The sequence below is a fragment of the Chitinophaga tropicalis genome (genome assembly GCF_009758205.1).
Classification (GTDB): domain Bacteria; phylum Bacteroidota; class Bacteroidia; order Chitinophagales; family Chitinophagaceae; genus Chitinophaga; species Chitinophaga tropicalis.
Genome location: NZ_WRXN01000001.1, coordinates 503869 through 522998 on the forward strand (window position 1 = coordinate 503869; position 19130 = coordinate 522998).

Genomic DNA, 19130 nt, shown 5'->3' on the forward strand with positions numbered 1-19130 from the left:
TAAAGACGGTTCTTTAAGTTTTCTTTAACAGCCCGCGAAGCAACCAGGCCAACTATCTTACTCCCACAAGCGCAGCGCTCTCCAACGCCATTTTTTTATTATAATCCCAGGTCAGCCTGCGATAATTGATAGCGTCAATAATAGTACCTATTCCGCACAACCCACCGGTCAGGAGATAAAGTATTCCCAATCCTATATCATTCAGTATGAAGCGGTGTATTCCTGCCACAGCGCAGAAACCGATCAGGCAGCAGATGAGGATTGTCTGCGGTTCCTTGCGGCGGGCCATATATATACTCAGGAAACGCTGGCGGGTAGCTTCATCATAATTTTTGGAAAGTTCTTCCAGCCAGAGTACTTCTTCCTGGTCTGCTCCGGGCAGTAATGCAAAAGAGTTATTCGTCATGTAAGGTATTTTTGGGTGTAGAATAAGGCGCGTCCAAGTTGAAAAGTACGGTAAAGAAGAATGGTCACCGCAAGTGGCCCGGCAGGATGATGCTTAAAAGCCGCCTGCCATTCTCCATGCAATGTAGCGTTAATAGAATGTCCCAATCCGCAGCCGGGGCACCATGGCGCTCCCAGCCATTTTAAAACACAAAAGCTCAGCTGTTCACCGGGGTTCATAAAAAACAGGGCGACTAACGCTGCTGGCCATATGAACAACTCTATATTAATGCGTTGTATGTATGGTTTAATTTGCATGTATTTTATAGAGCGGCAATATTATTAAATTATTTTAGAATCTGTACAGGGCGCATGTTTGATTATGTGGAATTATTTCCTACAAGTTAAAGAAAATGCGCTTGGATTAAAATAAAATCCTAATTTTGCATAGGAAAATGATTCAAACGAAGGGGACTGCGGAAGTCCCCTTCTCGTTTTTTTATGGCAAATGAACAAGTGATATCAAGCATCCGGGACCTGGCCACTGAAATGTTGGCCCCATATCCGGAATATTTTGTAGTAGATGTGCGGATAAAACCCACTAACAACATAAAACTCTTTGTAGACGGGGACAACGGCGTACCTGTGGAGAAGCTGGTGGCCTTTAACCGCAACCTCTACGCCAGGCTGGAAGGTGCAAACCTGTTTCCCCCTGATAATGATTTCTCCCTTGAAGTCTCTTCTCCCGGATTAGACGAACCGTTGAAACTTCACCGGCAATATGTCAAAAATATCGGACGGAAAGTAGCTGTTACCCTGCTGGACAATTCTGAAAAGGAAGGTATCCTGCTGGCTATAACTGAAGAAAAGGTGACAATTGAAGAGACCGTGGGAAAAAAGAAAGAGAAAAAAACCACAGATATAACATTAAATGAAATAAAGCACACAAAAGTGTGCATCGTGTTTTAAAATATAATATAACCGAACATGGCTAGTATTAACCTGATTGAGTCATTCACGGAGTTTAAAGAAGCGGAGAACATTGACCGCCCTACGTTGATGAAAGTGTTGGAAGATGTGTTCAAAACTCTTCTCCGTAAAAAGTATGGCTCTGATGAGAATTTTGACGTGATTGTAAATACTGAGAAAGGTGACCTGGAAATCTTGCGCCGCCGTACCATCGTAAATGATGGTGAGGTGGAAGATGATAATGCACAGATCGCTTATTCTGAAGCCATTTTAGTTGAACCGGACTACCAGGTAGGGGAAGACCTCTATGAGGAAGTAGAAATACTCGATTTTGGCCGCAGGGCTATCCTGGCCGCAAAACAGACGCTCTCTGCCCGTATCGGCGACCTTAAAAAGAACATCCTGGTTAAAAAATATGCAGACCGCGTAGGTGAAATTGTAACAGGTGAAGTGTACCAGGTATGGAAAAAAGAAGTTTTATTGCTTGATGATGAAAGGAATGAGTTAATTTTACCTAAATCTGAACAAATTCCTACCGATTATTTCAAGAAAGGGGAAAATGTAAGGGCAGTAGTGAAAAAAGTGGAGATGAAAAATAACGCTCCGCTGATCATCCTCTCCCGCACCCATCCTACCTTCCTGGCAAAATTGCTGGAAATTGAAGTTCCTGAGATCTTTGACGGCCTTATCGTAATAAAGAAAATCGTACGTGAACCTGGTGAAAGAGCTAAAGTGGCAGTAGAATCCTATGACGATCGTATAGACCCGGTTGGCGCCTGCGTAGGTATGAAAGGTAGCCGTATACATGGCATTGTACGTGAATTACGAAACGAAAACATTGATATTATCAACTATACCGCCAACATCCAGCTGCTTATCCAGCGTGCACTTACACCCGCCAGGATCAGTCGTATGGAGGTAGATAATGATAATAAATATGCTTCTGTTTTTCTGAAGGCAGATCAGGTATCTCTGGCAATTGGTAAAAAAGGCGTCAATATTAAACTGGCCTGCGAATTGACCGGTTATGAAATAGATGTGTTCCGTGATGAAGAACAGGAACAGGCAGAATTTGATATCGACCTCGGAGAATTCTCAGATGAGATCGAAGAATGGATCCTGGACGAACTCAAACGCATTGGTTGTGATACAGCCCGTAGCGTACTGGACCTGACAGTTGAAGAACTGGTCCGCCGTTCAGACCTGGAAGAAGAGACTGTAAAAGATGTAAGAAGAATACTACAGGAAGAATTTGATAAAGAGTAAGTTCACACCACAACTTCCCCGGGATGTGGGCTTGCTTGCCGAAAGTATTTAATTAGTTATTGTTAATTGTTAAAAAGGAGTCCCGTTAGCTAACGGGAAAAATGGGGAGGCCCGAGATTACAATATGCCTGAAGTAACAAACAACACGCCACGATTGCTGGCTGCAGCCAAGGAGTTCAATATTGGAAAGGATACGCTGGTCGAATACCTTGCCAATAAGGGCTATGATATGGGAGGCTTTGGCTCTCCCAATGCCCGCTTAACGTCCCAGATGTATGCAGCTCTGCAGTCCGAGTTCCAGCAGGACAAGGCTAACAAACGCAAAAGCGATCAGATAGCCCTGCCTAAAGGAAGCGTGTTAGATGCCATGAAGAAGAAGGAGAAGGAAGAAGCAGAGGCAGCAGCCAAAAAGAAAGAAGCAACTCAGAAAGAGGAGCCCACACCCACGGTAACAGTTGAGGAACCTAAGCAAGAGCCCAAACCCGAACCAAGGCAGGAACCCAAAGCAGAGCCTAAGCCCGAACCAAAACCGGAGCCTAAGCCTGAACCGAAACCGGAACCAGTAGTGGAAGTAAAACCTGCTGCTAAAACTGAAGAAGTGAAGCAGGAACCAGTTGCTCCTCAACAGCCTGTTGCTGAAAAAGCGCCACCGGTACAACCTGTCAAACCAGCAGAACCGGAAACGCCAAAAGCAGATGTTCCCCCCAGGATCATTAATGCCCCTAAAGTTGTGGCCACTATAGACCTGGACGCATTAAACAAACATAAGAAACCTCCGGTTGCCAAAAAACCGGAACAGGAAGATAAACCGGCTGTCTCGAGGCAACCGGAACCTGTTGCAAAAGAGAAAGAGCCGGTTAAAGAACCTGCCCCTCAGCCGCAGCAGCCTGTAGCACAGCAACAGCCACCGGTACAACCTACCAAACCGGCAGAACCGGAAGCTAAACCTGTGCAGCCAACAGAACCAAAAGCACAAGAAGAAAAATTCAAGGCACCACCTGCTGCTGAAAAACCTGCTGTCACCGCTGTAGAAGAGAAACAGACACCGGCAGCTGAAAAACCGGCAGAAACTCAGGAAAAAACAAAAGAACCGGCAGAAGCGAAAGAACCATCTACAGTTAAACCGGCCGCACAGCATATGGACGAAGTTGCAGCAGCAATTGCATCAGACCAGGACGATAATAGCAGCAATGCCGTTATCGAAAATATACAGGCAGAAAAACTCACCGGTCCTAAAGTGATAGGCAAAATAGACCTGCCTGTACACACAGAAAGACGTGACAATAAAGGGAACAGCAATTTCAACCGTGGTGGTGGCAACGCTGACAATAACCGTAAGCGCAAACGTATCATCGTGGAAAAGAAACCTGAACCCATACAGCCTGGGGATATCAAAAGCGGTAACACCGAAAACCGCGGTCCTGGTAACCGTGGAGATTTCAACAGGGACAACCGTCCCGGTGGACACCGCGACAACCGCGATAATCGCGACAATAATAATAACAACACTAACAGACCTTCAGGTCCCAGCAGACCTCATGCGGCTCCCAATCGTGACGGACGCCCCGGAGGCCCCGGTGGTAACAGACCTGGTGGTGGCCAGCACGGAGGCGGTAACCGCCCCGGAGGCCCTGGTGGTAACAGACCAGGCGGCAACCAGCACGGTAACAGGCAAGGTGGATTCGGCAATCGTCCCGGCGGTGGTGGTCACCACGGCGGCGGAAACTATGGTCATAACCGCGACAGGAAACCTGAAGAGAAAGAAATCGATAAAAACGAGATCCAGAATAAGATCAAGGAAACCATGGCCAAAATGGGCGGTGGTAACCGTGGTAAAAACGTTAAAGCGAAACAACGCCGCGAAAAACGCCACGAGCTCGCAGAACAAATGGCCAACCAGGGCGCTGGAAACAACAAACTCCAGGTTACTGAGTTCGTGTCTGTAAGCGAACTGGCCAACCTCATGGACGTTAGCTTCGCTGAAGTGATCTCAAAATGTATGGGCCTCGGTATCATGGTGTCTATCAACCAGCGCCTTGATGCAGAAGTAATAGAACTGGTAGCCGGAGAATTTGGCTACGAAGTAGAATTTATCGGGGTAGACGACGCCGACGAAATGGAGGAAGAAGAAATCGTTGATAACGAGGAAGATCTGATCCCAAGAGCGCCTATCGTGACCATCATGGGTCACGTAGACCACGGTAAAACCTCCCTGCTCGACTATATCCGTAACGCAAACGTAGTATCCGGTGAAGCAGGAGGTATTACCCAGCACATCGGTGCCTACCAGGTAACTACCACCGCCGGAAAAAGACTTACCTTCCTCGATACCCCCGGTCACGAAGCATTCACCGCAATGCGTGCCCGTGGTGCTAAAGTAGCGGATATCGCCATCATCGTAATTGCTGCAGATGACGCTATCATGCCTCAGACAAGGGAAGCTATCTCTCACTCCCAGGCAGCAGGCCTGCCAATGGTCTTTGCCATCAACAAGGTGGATAAAGAAGGCGCTAACCCGGAAAAGATCAAAGAACAACTGGCCGGCATGAACCTCCTGGTAGAAGACTGGGGCGGTAAATACCAAAGCCAGGAGATCTCTGCCAAAAGCGGCCTGAACATAGACGTACTACTCGAAAAAATACTGCTGGAAGCTGAATTACTCGAACTGAAAGCCAACCCTGACAGGGAAGCTTCCGGTAGCGTGATCGAAGCATCCCTCGATAAAGGCCGTGGTTATGTAGCCACCCTGCTGGTACAGAACGGTACCCTCCGCCAGGGAGATACCATCGCCTCCGGCTCTCACTTCGGTAAGATCAAAGCCATGTTCAACGAACGCGGCCAGCGCGTGGAATCTGCCGGACCATCCGCACCTGTACAGGTACTGGGTCTGAACGGCGCCCCACAGGCAGGTGAGAAGTTCCGCATGTATGAAGACGAATCCGAAGCAAAAGAAGTGGCCAACCGCCGCGCCCAGATCATCCGTGAACAGGGTATCCGTACCAAGAAACATATCACACTGGATGAAATTGGCCGCCGCCTTGCCCTGGGTAACTTCAAACAATTGAACCTGATCATCAAAGGTGACTTTGACGGTTCCGTAGAAGCACTCAGTGACTCCCTGCAGAAACTCTCTACAGAAGAGATCGTGGTAAGCGTGGTACACAAAGCCGTAGGTCAGATCACAGAATCCGACGTATTGCTGGCTACCGCTTCAGACGCCATCATCGTAGGTTTCCAGGTACGTCCTTCTTCTCAGGCATCAAGACTGGCAGAGAAAGAAAACATCGAGATCCGTACCTACTCCATCATCTACGACGCTATCGACGAACTGAAGAGCGCCATGGAAGGTATGCTGGAACCCAAAATAGAGAAGAAAGTAGTGGCCAACGTAGAGATCCGCGAAACTTACCGCTTCGACAAGGTAACCGTTGCAGGTTGCTTCGTACTGGACGGAAAGATTACCCGCAACACCCGTGTAAACCTGGTGCGCGAAGGTATCGTGATCTACACCGGCGAACTCGCCTCTCTGAAACGATACAAAGACGACGTGAAGGAAGTTGCTTCCAACATGGAGTGCGGTCTGAGTATCAAGAACTACAGCGACCTGAAAGTTGGCGACATCGTAGAAGGCTTCGAAGAAGTAGAAGTAAAGAGAACATTATAATTACCGTATAAACTTTTGTTAAAAAAATAAGCCGCTATCCTGCGGCTTATTTTTTATTGGTTATTTTTGAATTTCACTGCTTTATTATATGAATAGACTTCTGACACTTTCTGCAGGTGCATTACTCCTTTGCCAGGTAGCTTCTGCTCAGCAGAAATTGGTCGCTGATAAGATTGCCGCAATCGTAGGCGATAAAATTATCCTGAAATCAGATGTGGAAGGGGAACTGGCCAACCTGGAACGCTCTGCACCTGATGGCCGCATCCCTGCAAACGCCGATTGCATGATAATGGAACAGATCATTGCCCAGAAAGTAATGGTTATGCAGGCAGAAAGAGACAGCTTGCCCGTAAGTGACGCAGATGTGGACGGACAGATAGAAAACCGTATCCGCTACTTCGAAGACCTCTACGGCAGCCGCGAAAAAATGAAAGAAGTAACCGGTTATTCCATCTACCAGCTCCGCGAACGCTTCCGCCAGCCTATCAAAGAAGGCCTGCAGGCTAAAGCCATGCAGGATAAAATAACCAGCGCAGTAAAAGTAACTCCTTCCGAAGTGAAGAAATACTTCGACGCCATTCCTAAAGACAGTCTTCAATTCTATGAATCAGAACTGGAAATAGGCCAGCTGATCTTATTCCCGAAGCCTACCAAAGAAATGGAGCAATATGCCATTGACCGCCTGCTCGAATTCAAAAAACAGGTACAGGAAAAAACCAGCGACTTTGGCCGTCTTGCCATCCTCTATTCAGATGATCCAGGCGCTAAAGTGAACAAAGGGGTATATATCCTGAACCGTGGAGATAAAAACTACGATCCCGACTTCCTGGCAGCCTCATTCCGCCTGAAAGAGAACGAGATCTCCTCTCCGGTAAAAAGCCAGTTCGGCTACCACCTGATCCAATGCCTCAAACGCCAGGGAGATAACATCACCGTACAGCATATCCTGCTGAAACCAAATGTTACACGCACCGATATTACCGAGGCCACCAATAAACTGGATACCATCCGCGCCAATATCCTTGCCGGAAAAGCCACCTTCGCAGAATCTGTTGCCAAATACAGCGACGCGCCAATGGCCAAATTTGACGGAGGTATGCTGCAGAACAAAGTGAACGGCGGTACCCTGATCACTATCGACCAGCTGGATGATCCTTCCGAAAGAGATATCGTATTGATGCTGGATACCCTGAAACCAGGCGGAATATCCAAACCAGTACAGTTTACCGACGAACAGAAAGGCACAGGCCTGCGTATCGTTTACCTGAAAACACGCACCCAGCCTCACCGTGAGAATATGACAGACGATTATGCCCGCATTCAGCAACGCACTCTCCAGCAAAAACAAATGGAAGCCCGCGATAAATGGCTGAGGGAAAAGATCCCTACATATTACATCCATGTAGAAGACGAGTTCAAAAGATGCAACCGCATCTCCCAATGGATGGGAAGCGTAGCCAAACAATAACATTATACAGATATAAAAAGGAAGCCCGGTATTAATAATACCGGGCTTCCTTTTTTGAAACCTACCTTATATCAATCAGCGTTGGGCATTCCGCTTTTTAGCTGTAACTTTGCGCCTTCAATTCTAATCGGGATGAGTGAAGCTATAAAACATGAGTGCGGATTAGCATTCATAAGACTTAGGAGACCTTTTTCATATTACCAACAGAAATACGGATCGGTTTTCTACGGGCTCAACAAGCTGTACCTGCTGATGGAAAAACAGCATAACCGCGGACAAGACGGTGCAGGTATAGCCACAGTAAAGCTGAATACAGAGCCAGGAGTGCCGTTCATGCACCGTCTCCGAAGCAGCGCACCACAAGCAATAGGTGATATTTTCGGAAAAGTGAGAGATGAAATAGATGAGATCGAAAAATACCAACCCGAAATCACCAAATATCCCGGCCTGATGAAAGGCCACGTACGTTTCCTGGGAGAACTCATGATGGGCCACCTCCGCTACGCCACCCAGGGTAAAAATAACGTAGAACTCTGCCACCCCTTCGTTCGTTACAATACAATTCCCGCACGCAACCTGTCTATAGCCGGTAACTTTAACCTGGTAAACGCTGACGAACTGTTCAAATTCGTGAACGTAGACCCGGGAGAAACTCACCGTAACAGTGACCTGGCCGCCATGCTGGAAGTTGTACACCACTTCCTCTGCAAAGAAGACGAAGAAAGAAGGAACGGCCTGGATGTTAAAAGCATCCTTCAGAAGGCTTTCTCTATGTTTGACGGAGGTTATCATGTTTGCGGCCTCATCGGCAGCGGCGACTCCTTCGTGATCCGCGACGCATACGGCATCCGCCCTTCCTACTACTATATTAATGAAGATGTGATCGTGGCAGCATCAGAACGCGCCGCTATCCGCACCGCCTTCAACGTAGGAGAGAATGAAGTACTGGAACTCATGCCGGGAAACGCCCTCATCGTAAAAGAGAACGGCGACTACAGCATAGAACAGATACTGGAACCTAAAGAACGCCGCGCCTGCAGCTTTGAACGTATCTACTTCTCCCGTGGTAACGATGAGAAGATCTATAAAGAACGTTCTGCCCTTGGTTACAATCTCTCAGAAAGAGTACTGGCCAATATCGATAATGACCTGCGCAATACCATCTTCTCTTTCATTCCCAATACAGCAGAGATCGCCTTTTACGGCATGCTGAAAGGACTGGAAGACTATCTCAATAAGATCAAGGTAGAACGCATCCTCTCCTGGGGTAAAGACTTTGATGAAGAGAAACTGACGGAAATGGTGAACCGCCGTATCCGCATAGATAAGATAGCCATCAAAGACGTTAAAATGCGCACCTTCATTACTGCAGATACCAGCCGTAATGAAATGGTACAGCACGTATATGACATCACCTACGGTACCGTACGCCCCGGCATCGATACCCTGGTAGTAATAGACGACTCTATCGTAAGAGGTACCACCCTCCGTGAAAGCATCATCAAAATGCTGGACCGCCTGGGCCCCAAACGTATCATTATCGTTTCCTCCGCTCCGCAGATCCGCTATCCTGATTGCTATGGTATTGACATGAGCAAAATGGGCGATTTTGTTGCCTTCCAGGCCGCCATTGCCCTGCTCAAAGACCACGGCAAGGAACACATCCTGCAGGAAGCCTACGGCCTCTGCAACGAGCTGCAGCGTACCAATACACTACATGCTCAGAACGTAGTGCGCAACATCTACAAACCTTTCACCACAGAAGAAATATCTGCCAAAATAGCTGAGATCATCACTCCTGCCGGCATCAATGCCAAAGTAGACGTGATCTATCAGTCCATCGAAAGCCTGCACCAGGCCTGCCCAAACAACCTGGGCGACTGGTACTTCACCGGTAACTATCCCACTCCAGGTGGTAACCGTGTAGTAAATAAGGCCTTCATGAACTTTATGGAAGGCAAAAACGAAAGAGGTTACTAAAAAATAGAAAAAAGCGGACCGCCTGAGGCGGTCCGCTTTTTTTATGAAGGTTAAATTTCCTTTAAATCCTGTATTCCCACCTGCCCGAAGCGCCCCCTACCACTCTTACTTTCAGTAAAATCCGTAAATTAGTTAGTATTAAATACTAAGTACACGCGTGAAAACACTACTTCTCATCCGCCACGCAAAATCCAGCTGGAACGATCCTGATATGGACGACTTTGACCGGCCTTTAAACAAACGGGGAAAACAAAATGCCCCCGAAATGGCCCACCGTCTCACTCACCGGGGTATTACACCGGAACTGCTCATTGCCAGCCCGGCCAAACGCACCCGCAGCACCGCCAGGATCATGGCCAAAGAATGGCATTATGATAAAGATGCTATACTGCTGGAAGATGAACTGTATCTCTGCTATGCCTCCACCTTCCTGAAGGTGATCACAAAAATAGATTCAGACATAGACACCGTAGCCATCTTTGCGCACAATCCGGGAATCACTGACTTTGCCAACTACCTCACCCAGGAGATCCGGATAGATAATATACCTACATCAGGCATTTTTGCAGTACAGACAGATATTTCCTCCTGGTCGGACTTTGACCGCGCCCGGAAAACATTCCTGTTCTTCGATTATCCCAAACAGGAAGTTGTTTAACCCTAATCTTTCACAATCTTATCGTATGAAACTGTTATACCCTTGATCAGTGAAGAACTGAATCCCTGATGCTCCATTTCATTAAGACCGGCAATCGTACATCCCTTAGGAGTAGTTACTTTATCTATCTCTTCCTCCGGATGACGCTTTTCCCGTATTAACAGCTCTGCTGCACCTTTCACCGTCTGAGCCGCTATCAGGTTGGCAGTCTTTACATCAAACCCTATTTCAATACCGCCCTGTATATTGGCGCGGATAAACCTCAACGCATATGCAATACCACATGCTCCCAGCACCGTTGCTGCATCCATCAGTTTTTCATCTATGATCACGCTGATACCCAGCTGGTCAAACATGTCTTTTATGTAATTGATCTGCTGTTCTGATACATTCTTGTAACAGATACATGTCATAGATTCCTGTATAGCAATAGCAGTATTAGGCATAGCCCGTACAACAGGCATACCGGGGCCTGCTATCTGCTCCAGGTCATGCATGGACACACCTGTTATTACACTGATCAATACCTGCCTTGTTGCATCAAATGCATCTTTTACCTGCGTCAGCACCTCTTTTACATTGTATGGCTTCAGCGCCACAACAATGATCTCTGCCTGACGGATAGCAGCATTATTATCAGACGTTGTATGCACGCCCAATGCCTGCAACTCTCCAAGTGAAGCAGTATTACGTTTGGTAATGATAAGATCTGACGGTTGTGAAAACCCGCTTTTCAACAATCCCTGTGCTATAGCACTTCCCAGGTTGCCACCGCCTATGATGGCTATTTTCTTGTTAGACATGTTCACTTATTACTTTAAATCACTCGGAAGGTAGAACAAAAATTTGTTACTTCGCATCCCTAAACCCACCGTGTAATGCCGAAAGTTTTTTTAAGAGTGGTTGCTTACCTTATCCTATGCCTGTGTACACTTATATCAACAGCCAACGCTACAGAGAAAGTAAAAGGAAAAGTAGTTCGCGTCATTGATGGAGACACCTTCGAACTACTGGTAAACAAAACAACTTACAAGGTCCGTTTAAATGCGATCGACGCACCGGAAAAAGGACAGGACTTTTACCAGAAAAGTAAACAGGCCCTGGTCAGTCTGTGTTTCAGCAAAACCGTAACGGTAGAATTGCTGAAGAAAGACAGATATGGAAGATGGATAGGGGAGGTGTACAGCGCTGATGGCCAGTACATCAATGGTAGAATGATCTCCGATGGTTATGCATGGCACTATACAAAATATTCCAAAAGTGCGCCACTGGCTGCTGCAGAAAGCACAGCAAAGCGGAAGAAACTGGGCTTATGGGCACAGGGCAAACCTGTAGCGCCATGGGAATACAGAAAATCTCCCGCTAAAACAAAACAACGCAAAGCAGCTTAAGTCATAATTTATTTAATTTGCTGCCATCGTTAACCTCCCGGTTGAAATATGTCAGTGAATACATCCAACATTAACAGCCAGACGCTTACAGCGCAGGCGTTCTATATACGTCTGCAGGAAGCAGGCAATGATCTTGCGCCGGCAGCTGCCATGCGGCAACTCCGTTCTTTACTGGAACAGCTCTTTCACCATCTCACAAAAGGTGAGGCACGCAGTTTCAGTAACCTGTTTGCGCGCATGCAGTTCTTCTTTGACAAACATCCTGTTCCGGCAGCATTGCAGGCACAGCTTACCACGCTGCGCATTGTCACTCACAAGGCAGTGAACGGAGAACTGGAAGCTAACCGCGAACTGGTACTCATCTGTATCCATACACTGGCCATCGCCATACAATACTTTTTTAAAGTTCCTGTTCTTTCAACAATAAAGGAACTATGCGGTCCCGTAAAGGATATGCAGCTCACTCATCCTCCGCAGTTATCGCCCGCACTCATTCCCCTGCTGAAATGCCTGGTTACGGCTGTAGGGCCCTTACAACAAAGATCAGAGCAAACGCCTCTCTTTATCCTTGATTGCCGCAATGATGATCTTGGCAATTTCCAGCTGCTGGTCTCTGCGGCTGTTATGCCATCAGCAACAGCACTGCATGAACAGTTAAGGGCATATGATACTATCCATGTGCTGCACTGCAGTAAAAGTGAAGCGCCTGGCCTGTATGAGGCCGTTCCCAACACACAGGTAGTGCTTGAACCGGATCTCCTGATAGATATCAGCGACCTGGCAGAATGCTTTGGCCGCCACGGCGCAGGCAAATACCTCTTCCTTGTAAAAAAACTGGTGCCTCAGTCAACCGGTATTGCCGCCTTTAAAGGACATGTTGTGAACGCCCTGCTGGACAATATGCTGCGCAATCCGGACATGGACCTCCGCAGCTCCTTTGTTGAAGCAGTGGCGGAGAACGTCTTACAGGCGGCAGCATACAGCAGGGAAGAACTGAACAGCATGTTCGGGGATATCCGTACAAAACACTGGCCTAACCTGCAGGAAGCGGCAGGAGAGCTGAAACACCGGCCGGTAAGGATAGAGCCTACCTTCTTTTCTGCCCGCTACGGACTGCAGGGACGCCTGGATATAATGGCAGAAGACGAACAGGACCCGCTGCGTAAAGAGATCTTTGAGCTGAAAAGCGGAAAATCGCCGGACTATGGTACCTGGCGTAATCATGAAATGCAGGTAGTGGGTTATAACCTGCTGCTCAGATCTGCCTTCGGCGATGAGCGCCGCGGCAGCTCGGCCATTCTCTACTCTGCAGCCGACAATATCCCGCTGAGGAACGTTAACAGTACCCCTTCAGCAGAGAGTGACCTGTTAGCCCTTCGCAACGAAGTAGTATCCCAGTTACTCCGGCTGGCGGCGGGCGAGTATGATGTTCTTGACAGGATCACAGAAGCTGCCGCAGAAGGCTTGCCGGCGTTCAGCGCTGTACATTTCAGCACATTTGAAAAAGCCTGGCAGCAGGCGCCTCCTTTGTACAGGGCCTACTACCAACAGTTTCTTTCCTTCCTGCTCCGTGAATACCTGCTGGCCAAATGCGGCATGTATGCTACAGCAGAAAGAGAAGAAGATGCCGACGGATTCGCCGCCCTCTGGCAATTGCCCGAAGCCGAAAAGCTGGCGCGGTTCAATATTATACCCGGCCTGCAGTTCCGCCATTTTGATGCAGAAAACAGTACCGTGGTCTTCGATATTCAACGGCCCTTCAATCATAACTTCAGGGTAGGGGATACCGCTATTATCTATTCCCGCTCTGTCGATGACAGCCTGGCCCCGTTGAGCGACCAGATACTGAAAGGAAGGATAGACCTGCTGAAAAAAGACAGGCTCACCTTCTCCCTCAACAACCGCCAGATCACACACGATTTCTTTGCACAGAAAAACCTCTGGGTAATTGAACATGATATTTATGAAGCCAATTACTGGATAGCGGCCACTACGCTCTTTCACGTATTATCGCCCCGTTTCTCCGAAAGGATGGAGTTGTTGCTGGGACACAGGAAACCATCTGCTACACCACTTACGTTTCCCTGTCCGCAGATGTTCAACAGCAACCAGCAGGAAATACTGCACGCAGCACTGGAAGCAGAGGATTACTATCTCATCCAGGGCCCTCCCGGCACCGGCAAAACCTCTGCATTGCTGACAGCCCTGGTAGACACCCTGACCAAAGGTGATACACAAACAGTGATAGTGGCTTTTACCAACCGGGCAGTAGATGAAATATGCAGGAAGCTGGATGATAAGCAGATAGGCTATTTACGCCTGGGCGGACGTCATTCTGCGGCAGAGAGCCGACTGCGTAAATACTGTATGGAAGGAGATATTCTGTCCGCCCGCAACTTCATTGCCAGCCAGAAAGTATTTGTGGCCACAGTGGCAACAATGGCTACCCGCCTGCAGCTCCTGCTGCAACTGGGCATTAAGGCAGATACCCTCATTGCTGACGAGGCCTCCCAGCTCACAGAACCTCAGTTGCTGGGGTTACTGGTGCCTTTCCGCAAATTTATCCTGATAGGAGACCAGAACCAGCTGCCTCCTGTTGTGGCGCAGGACGATCATTTCTGCCGGATACAACACCCGCTCCTGGAAAAAGCAGGTATTACCGACCTGCGGTATACCCTTTTTGAACGGCTCCTGCAGCGTTGCAAGACCATGAACTGGCAGCATGCCTGGGGCATGCTGAAAACGCATTTCCGTATGCATAACGATATTGCAGCACTGGTCAATCCCTACTATGCCGGACAATTATCTGCAGGACATTCCAGCCAGTCAGCCCCCTTCAGCAGGCATGCCGGTACAGGACCCGACAAATGGGATTACCTCTTATCCAAAGGCCGCACGCTGTTCATACCCAGCCCCCATGAGCCAACCTCCAAAATGAACAGGACAGAGGCTCAACAGGTAGTATCCCTGTTGCAATACCTGAAAGAAAAATATAGAGAACAGTTCAGCAGCGAAACCGTAGGAGTGGTAACGCCCTGGCGTACCCAGATAAGCCTGATCAGGGAACTGATAGGGAATGATGAGCAGCTGCAGGAAGTGAATATTGACACCGCAGAACGCTTCCAGGGTGCCGAAAATGATATTATTATCGTATCTCTTGCTATTTACCATCCCGTGCAGCTGGGCATGTTGCAGAACCTGGGTATTTTCCACTGGAATGCACACACGGTAGAGGTAGACCGTAAGTTGCTGGTTACACTGTCCCGGGCCAGGCAGCAGCTGATCATTATGGGGTATGAGCCGGCATTAAGGGCAAGCCCGCATTATGCCGGAATACTGGATGGTATGATCTGCTGCTGAAATAAAAAAAGCCATCTGCTTTACGGCAGATGGCCTTATGTCAGACAACATCATTATGATCATTCCTGGGAAACCAGGCTTTAATCCAATGTTACATGGCTCCAGTTTTCTCCGCTTTTGATGCGGTAGAGCTGCATTTCGCTGATATCAAACTGTTCAGCGATCTGCTTCATGGTTTTCCTGCCGGGCTTAGCCAGCAGGCGTTTAATGCTTTTTACTTTGGTGATGTTTAATTTAAGCCCTTTTATCCGGTTACGCTGCTTTTCTTTGTAAGCCAGCTTGGCAGGGCTGAATTGCTGGTGAGCTTCCATTTCTTCCTTGGTAGCCCATTGCAGATTAGAGACCTTATTATTCTTCTTGTCGTAGTCTTTGTGTATAACGTACTTGTAGTTACGTCCGGGCCGCTTATTGAACAATTTCGCCACTTCCCGGTGGAGGTAAAGGGACTGATAAGTGTCCGCGGGCTTAACGTTCAATACTGTGTACCCTTCTACAGTTGAACCAGACAGCAATTTCCCGTCTGAAATGTCCTCATAATAGCTGATCACTCTTCCCATGTTAGATACTGCATACTTTTTACGCAGGGCAGATTTGTTTTTAATCTGCAAGTCTTTCCAGACTTCATTTTTCAGATTTTTAATCGTGGCCATGTGAAAGAAATTTAATAGTTGAACCTGGGGTCTATCCGTAAACGTTACAATCTGCTACTTCATTGTTTACTGGCAGGCTATTATCAGCAAGAGGGGAAACCCTTTCTATTATATGATCTTTGTAATGTTCTGCTACTTTGTCTAATATTTCTTCAACCGATGCCAGTGTACTGCAAGTTACTAATTGTTGCCTGAATTCTTTTATATGCGGTAGCCCTTTCAGGTAATTGGTGTAATGTCTGCGCATTTCAAGGATACCAACAACATCGCCCTTCCAGGCTACGGAATGTCTCAGGTGTTTTTTACAGACCTCTACACGTTCCAGAACAGTTGGCAATGGTAAATGTTCACCCGTTTGCATAAAATGCTTGATCTCGTTAAAGATCCAGGGATATCCTATTGCAGCGCGGCCTATCATTATTCCGTCTACCCCGTATTTCTGCCGGGCGGCAACAGCCTGCTCAGGAGTGCAGATATCACCGTTGCCGAATATAGGAATATGTATACGGGGATTGTTCTTTACTTTGGCGATAAGGCTCCAGTCGGCATTTCCCTTATACATCTGCGTACGTGTACGGCCATGAATGGTCAGGGCTTTGATTCCCACATCCTGCAGCCGTTCTGCTACTTCTTCGATATTCTTGGTATTATCATCCCATCCCAGGCGTGTTTTCACGGTTACTGGCAGACGGGTAGCCTTCACCACCGCTTCCGTAAGTTTAACCATTTTAGGAATATCTTTCAGGATACCCGAGCCAGCTCCTTTACAGACTACTTTCTTTACGGGGCATCCGTAATTGATATCCAGCAGGTCAGGATTGGTCGTTTCCACTATCTGGGCAGCCATTGCCATAGGTTCCTCATCCCCTCCAAAGATCTGTATCCCTACCGGACGCTCATATTCGAAGATATCCAGCTTCTGCCGGCTCTTTATTGCATCACGTATAAGTCCCTCCGATGAGATGAACTCTGTATACATAAGGTCCGCACCATTATCTTTACAAACCGCCCTGAAAGGCGGATCACTAACATCCTCCATCGGAGCCAGCAACAGCGGAAAATTGCCTAATGTTATATTCCCGATCTTTACCATTTTATTAACTAGTGGCCGACCCTCCATTCCCCCCAAAAACGCCGGAATGCAATTGTCAACTCGATTTCACAATGTAAATTTACGCAAATTTAATCTATGAGAGGCTACCTGAAGGAGCATTCGCCCGCTTTACAGTTTGTAACGTTTATCAGCTTGTTCATCGCTTTTTTCCTGTTGAACTTCGTTTTCCTGCTGGTCTTTTTCCCTATGCTTACGGGTTACACACTGGAAATACTCCAAAATGGCGATACTTCAGATCCTAAAGTTCTCGGCTATCTGAAATTAACGCAATTTTTATACACTTTATTGGTTTATCTGATGCCCGCCGTCGTTTTTGCCTGGCTGGCAGCCCCAAAACCGGCCCAATGGCTGCACATTACCCGGAAACCCCGCCTTTTCCCGGTAGTACTGGCTATATTTATCATGGTGGCCGCCCTGCCGCTGGTAGGCTTCTCGGCAGACTGGAACCATACCTGGCACTTCTCTGCCGCCACCCGCGCCTCTGAAAAAATGGCGGAAGAACTGACCAGGACACTGCTGAGCGGTACCGGTATCGGGTCACTGATCGTCAACCTCGTGCTCATAGCCATCATGCCCGCCATAGCAGAAGAATTCTTCTTCAGAGGAGTATTACAGCGCATTTTCATCAACATGAAACCCAAACTGCCCTGGCTGGCTGTGCTGGAAACAGCCATACTCTTCAGCGCCGTACACATGCAATGGATGGACTTTATTCCCAGGGTGATCCTGGGCTTCCTGCTGGGAGCCATCTATTTCCTGAGCGGCAACCTATGGCTGTCCATACTGGCCCACATGCTCAACAACGGCTCCCAGGTGGTAATGGTATTCCTCTACTCAATAAAGGTGATGAAGGAAGACCCTATGAAGTCAGAACCCACTGCCTGGTACTTTGCCCTGATCAGCCTGGCAGTGACCACCGGCCTGCTATGGTACTTCAAAAAACAATCCCCCCAGGATGAACTTCCCGGCCTGCCACCCCGCGATAAGATTTCAGATAGTATCAATTCTATAGGCGGTAATTTGTAAATTTGCAATAACAAAAAGATTATTATGGAAAAAGACTGGGTGAAAATTTATAATACCTCTCAATTCTTCCGCGCTGAGATCGTAAGAGGCATGCTCGAAGAAAACGGAATCGGTGTTGTATTACTGAACCGGCAGGACTCCTCTTACCTTGTAGCCCTGCCAGGAATGGCCGAGCTCTATGTACATATCTCACAGGAAGAAGAAGCCAGAAAACTCCTGATGGCAGATCCCGAAAACGAGGGATAATTCATTTTTACGCACTTTTGTATAAACAATTTTACTTGTCTGCATGAAAACATTCTTCACCCGGACAGCAACAGCACTGGTCTTTGTAGCAGTAATGCTGGGCGGGATACTCTATAGTCCCTTTACATTTTTCCTGCTTTTCCTCCTGGTAAATTTCTTTGCCCTGAAGGAATACTTCAAGCTGATCAGGCATATTGACCCTGATTACAACAATATCTCAGACTGGCATAAAACAGGATTGCTGATAGCCAGCTGCGCACTGGTAATGTCCTTCACAGGAGAGCATTTTTCCTCCTCCATGAACCTCTCCCTCGGATTCCTGGGCTGGTGGATCGCTGTTATCTTCCTCCTCATTTTACCAATAGCAGAGATCCTGCTCAGCAAGGACTTTTCCCTGAAAAATATGGGATATTCCGCCCTGGGACTGGCATACATCACCCTTTCCCTGGGACTGCTGGTACACCTGGCCCTGAACTATGACACCATCCGTTTTACCAATACCGCCATAGGTACCGGCCCCGGCTGGCTCATTCCCATGCTGCTCATCGCCTTTATATGGATCAACGATACAATGGCCTACATTGTAGGCTCTCTCATAGGACGTACCCCCTTTGCACCCACCATCTCTCCTAAAAAGACCATAGAAGGTACCGTAGGAGGTATGATCCTGGCAATTGCCGCGGCGGGTGTATATGGCCATTTCTGGGGTACGCAGTGGCTTGCCCTTCAGCACTGGCTGGTACTGGCAGGCATTGCTGCTGTGTTTGGCACTGCCGGAGATCTTATCGAGTCCAAACTCAAACGTATGGCGGGTGTAAAAGATTCCGGCAGCATCATGCCCGGACATGGCGGCTTCCTGGACCGCTTTGATTCCCTGCTGCTGGCAGCGCCTTTCGCCTGGCTATACATACATTTCTTTGCAATGAATTAACTTCGCATTATAAAATAAAAACA

At 47.8% G+C, this 19130-nt stretch carries 16 protein-coding genes; 11 read left to right on the forward strand and 5 right to left on the reverse strand.

Translation table 11 applies throughout. The annotated features are described in order from the left end of the window. Positions 1–52: 52 nt before the first annotated feature. Together GO493_RS02120 and GO493_RS02125 are read right to left on the reverse strand one after the other, a co-directional pair. Positions 53–406, reverse strand: a complete 354-nt coding sequence (locus GO493_RS02120; RefSeq protein ID WP_157304408.1) for a TM2 domain-containing protein — start codon at positions 404–406, stop codon at positions 53–55. Then, positions 403–702: a DUF2752 domain-containing protein gene (locus GO493_RS02125; RefSeq protein WP_157304409.1), complete on the reverse strand. Its 300-nt coding sequence runs from the start codon at positions 700–702 to the stop codon at positions 403–405. Before GO493_RS02125 ends, GO493_RS02120 begins: the two co-directional genes overlap by 4 nt. Before the next feature lie 183 nt (positions 703–885). On the opposite strand from GO493_RS02125, the gene GO493_RS02130 reads away from it, so the two are divergent. The 6 genes from GO493_RS02130 to GO493_RS02155 all read left to right on the forward strand — a co-directional run bounded on the left by GO493_RS02130 (position 886) and on the right by GO493_RS02155 (position 10389). Next, on the forward strand, positions 886–1353 hold the full coding sequence (locus GO493_RS02130; RefSeq protein WP_157304410.1) for a ribosome maturation factor RimP: 468 nt from the start codon (positions 886–888) through the stop codon (positions 1351–1353). Between the two features lie 18 nt (positions 1354–1371). Then, entirely contained in the window at positions 1372–2619 is a 1248-nt protein-coding gene (nusA, locus tag GO493_RS02135; RefSeq protein ID WP_157304411.1) for a transcription termination factor NusA, read from the forward strand. 124 nt (positions 2620–2743) lie between these two features. After that, the gene (gene infB, locus GO493_RS02140) at positions 2744–6283 is read left to right on the forward strand and encodes a translation initiation factor IF-2 (RefSeq protein WP_157304412.1); all 3540 of its coding nucleotides are present in this window, start codon (positions 2744–2746) and stop codon (positions 6281–6283) included. A gap of 88 nt (positions 6284–6371) precedes the next feature. Continuing rightward, a complete protein-coding gene (locus GO493_RS02145; protein WP_157304413.1) occupies positions 6372–7751 on the forward strand; it encodes a peptidylprolyl isomerase in 1380 nt (459 codons plus the stop codon). Positions 7752–7883: 132 nt separating this feature from the next. Further along, complete coding sequence (locus GO493_RS02150) at positions 7884–9731, forward strand: amidophosphoribosyltransferase (RefSeq protein WP_157304414.1); 1848 nt, start codon at positions 7884–7886, stop codon at positions 9729–9731. Between the two features lie 157 nt (positions 9732–9888). After that, positions 9889–10389, forward strand: coding sequence for a SixA phosphatase family protein (locus GO493_RS02155; protein WP_317165395.1), 501 nt, complete (start codon positions 9889–9891; stop codon positions 10387–10389). Between the two features lie 2 nt (positions 10390–10391). On the opposite strand, the gene proC is transcribed toward GO493_RS02155, so the two are convergent. Next, positions 10392–11192 carry a pyrroline-5-carboxylate reductase gene (gene proC / locus GO493_RS02160; protein WP_157304415.1) on the reverse strand — a complete coding sequence of 267 codons (801 nt, stop codon included), beginning with the start codon at positions 11190–11192 and terminating at the stop codon, positions 10392–10394. A gap of 75 nt (positions 11193–11267) precedes the next feature. On the opposite strand from proC, the gene GO493_RS02165 reads away from it, so the two are divergent. Continuing rightward, the gene (locus GO493_RS02165) at positions 11268–11780 is read left to right on the forward strand and encodes a thermonuclease family protein (protein ID WP_157304416.1); all 513 of its coding nucleotides are present in this window, start codon (positions 11268–11270) and stop codon (positions 11778–11780) included. Positions 11781–11828: 48 nt separating this feature from the next. Beyond that, positions 11829–15140, forward strand: a complete 3312-nt coding sequence (locus tag GO493_RS02170; RefSeq protein ID WP_157304417.1) for a DEAD/DEAH box helicase — start codon at positions 11829–11831, stop codon at positions 15138–15140. 80 nt (positions 15141–15220) lie between these two features. On the opposite strand, the gene GO493_RS02175 is transcribed toward GO493_RS02170, so the two are convergent. Both GO493_RS02175 and dusB read right to left on the reverse strand, forming a co-directional pair. Next, the gene (locus tag GO493_RS02175) at positions 15221–15790 is read right to left on the reverse strand and encodes a helix-turn-helix domain-containing protein (RefSeq protein WP_157304418.1); all 570 of its coding nucleotides are present in this window, start codon (positions 15788–15790) and stop codon (positions 15221–15223) included. 31 nt (positions 15791–15821) lie between these two features. After that, positions 15822–16883, reverse strand: a complete 1062-nt coding sequence (dusB, locus tag GO493_RS02180) for a tRNA dihydrouridine synthase DusB (protein WP_157304419.1) — start codon at positions 16881–16883, stop codon at positions 15822–15824. A gap of 96 nt (positions 16884–16979) precedes the next feature. On the opposite strand from dusB, the gene GO493_RS02185 reads away from it, so the two are divergent. From GO493_RS02185 to GO493_RS02195, 3 genes are read left to right on the forward strand one after another with little or no spacing between them, the layout of a single operon-like run. Then, positions 16980–17930 carry a CPBP family intramembrane glutamic endopeptidase gene (locus GO493_RS02185; protein WP_157304420.1) on the forward strand — a complete coding sequence of 317 codons (951 nt, stop codon included), beginning with the start codon at positions 16980–16982 and terminating at the stop codon, positions 17928–17930. A 24-nt stretch (positions 17931–17954) separates the two neighbouring features. Then, complete coding sequence (locus tag GO493_RS02190) at positions 17955–18176, forward strand: putative signal transducing protein (RefSeq protein ID WP_157304421.1); 222 nt, start codon at positions 17955–17957, stop codon at positions 18174–18176. 43 nt (positions 18177–18219) lie between these two features. Further along, a complete protein-coding gene (locus GO493_RS02195; RefSeq protein WP_157304422.1) occupies positions 18220–19107 on the forward strand; it encodes a phosphatidate cytidylyltransferase in 888 nt (295 codons plus the stop codon). Positions 19108–19130: the final 23 nt, after the last annotated feature.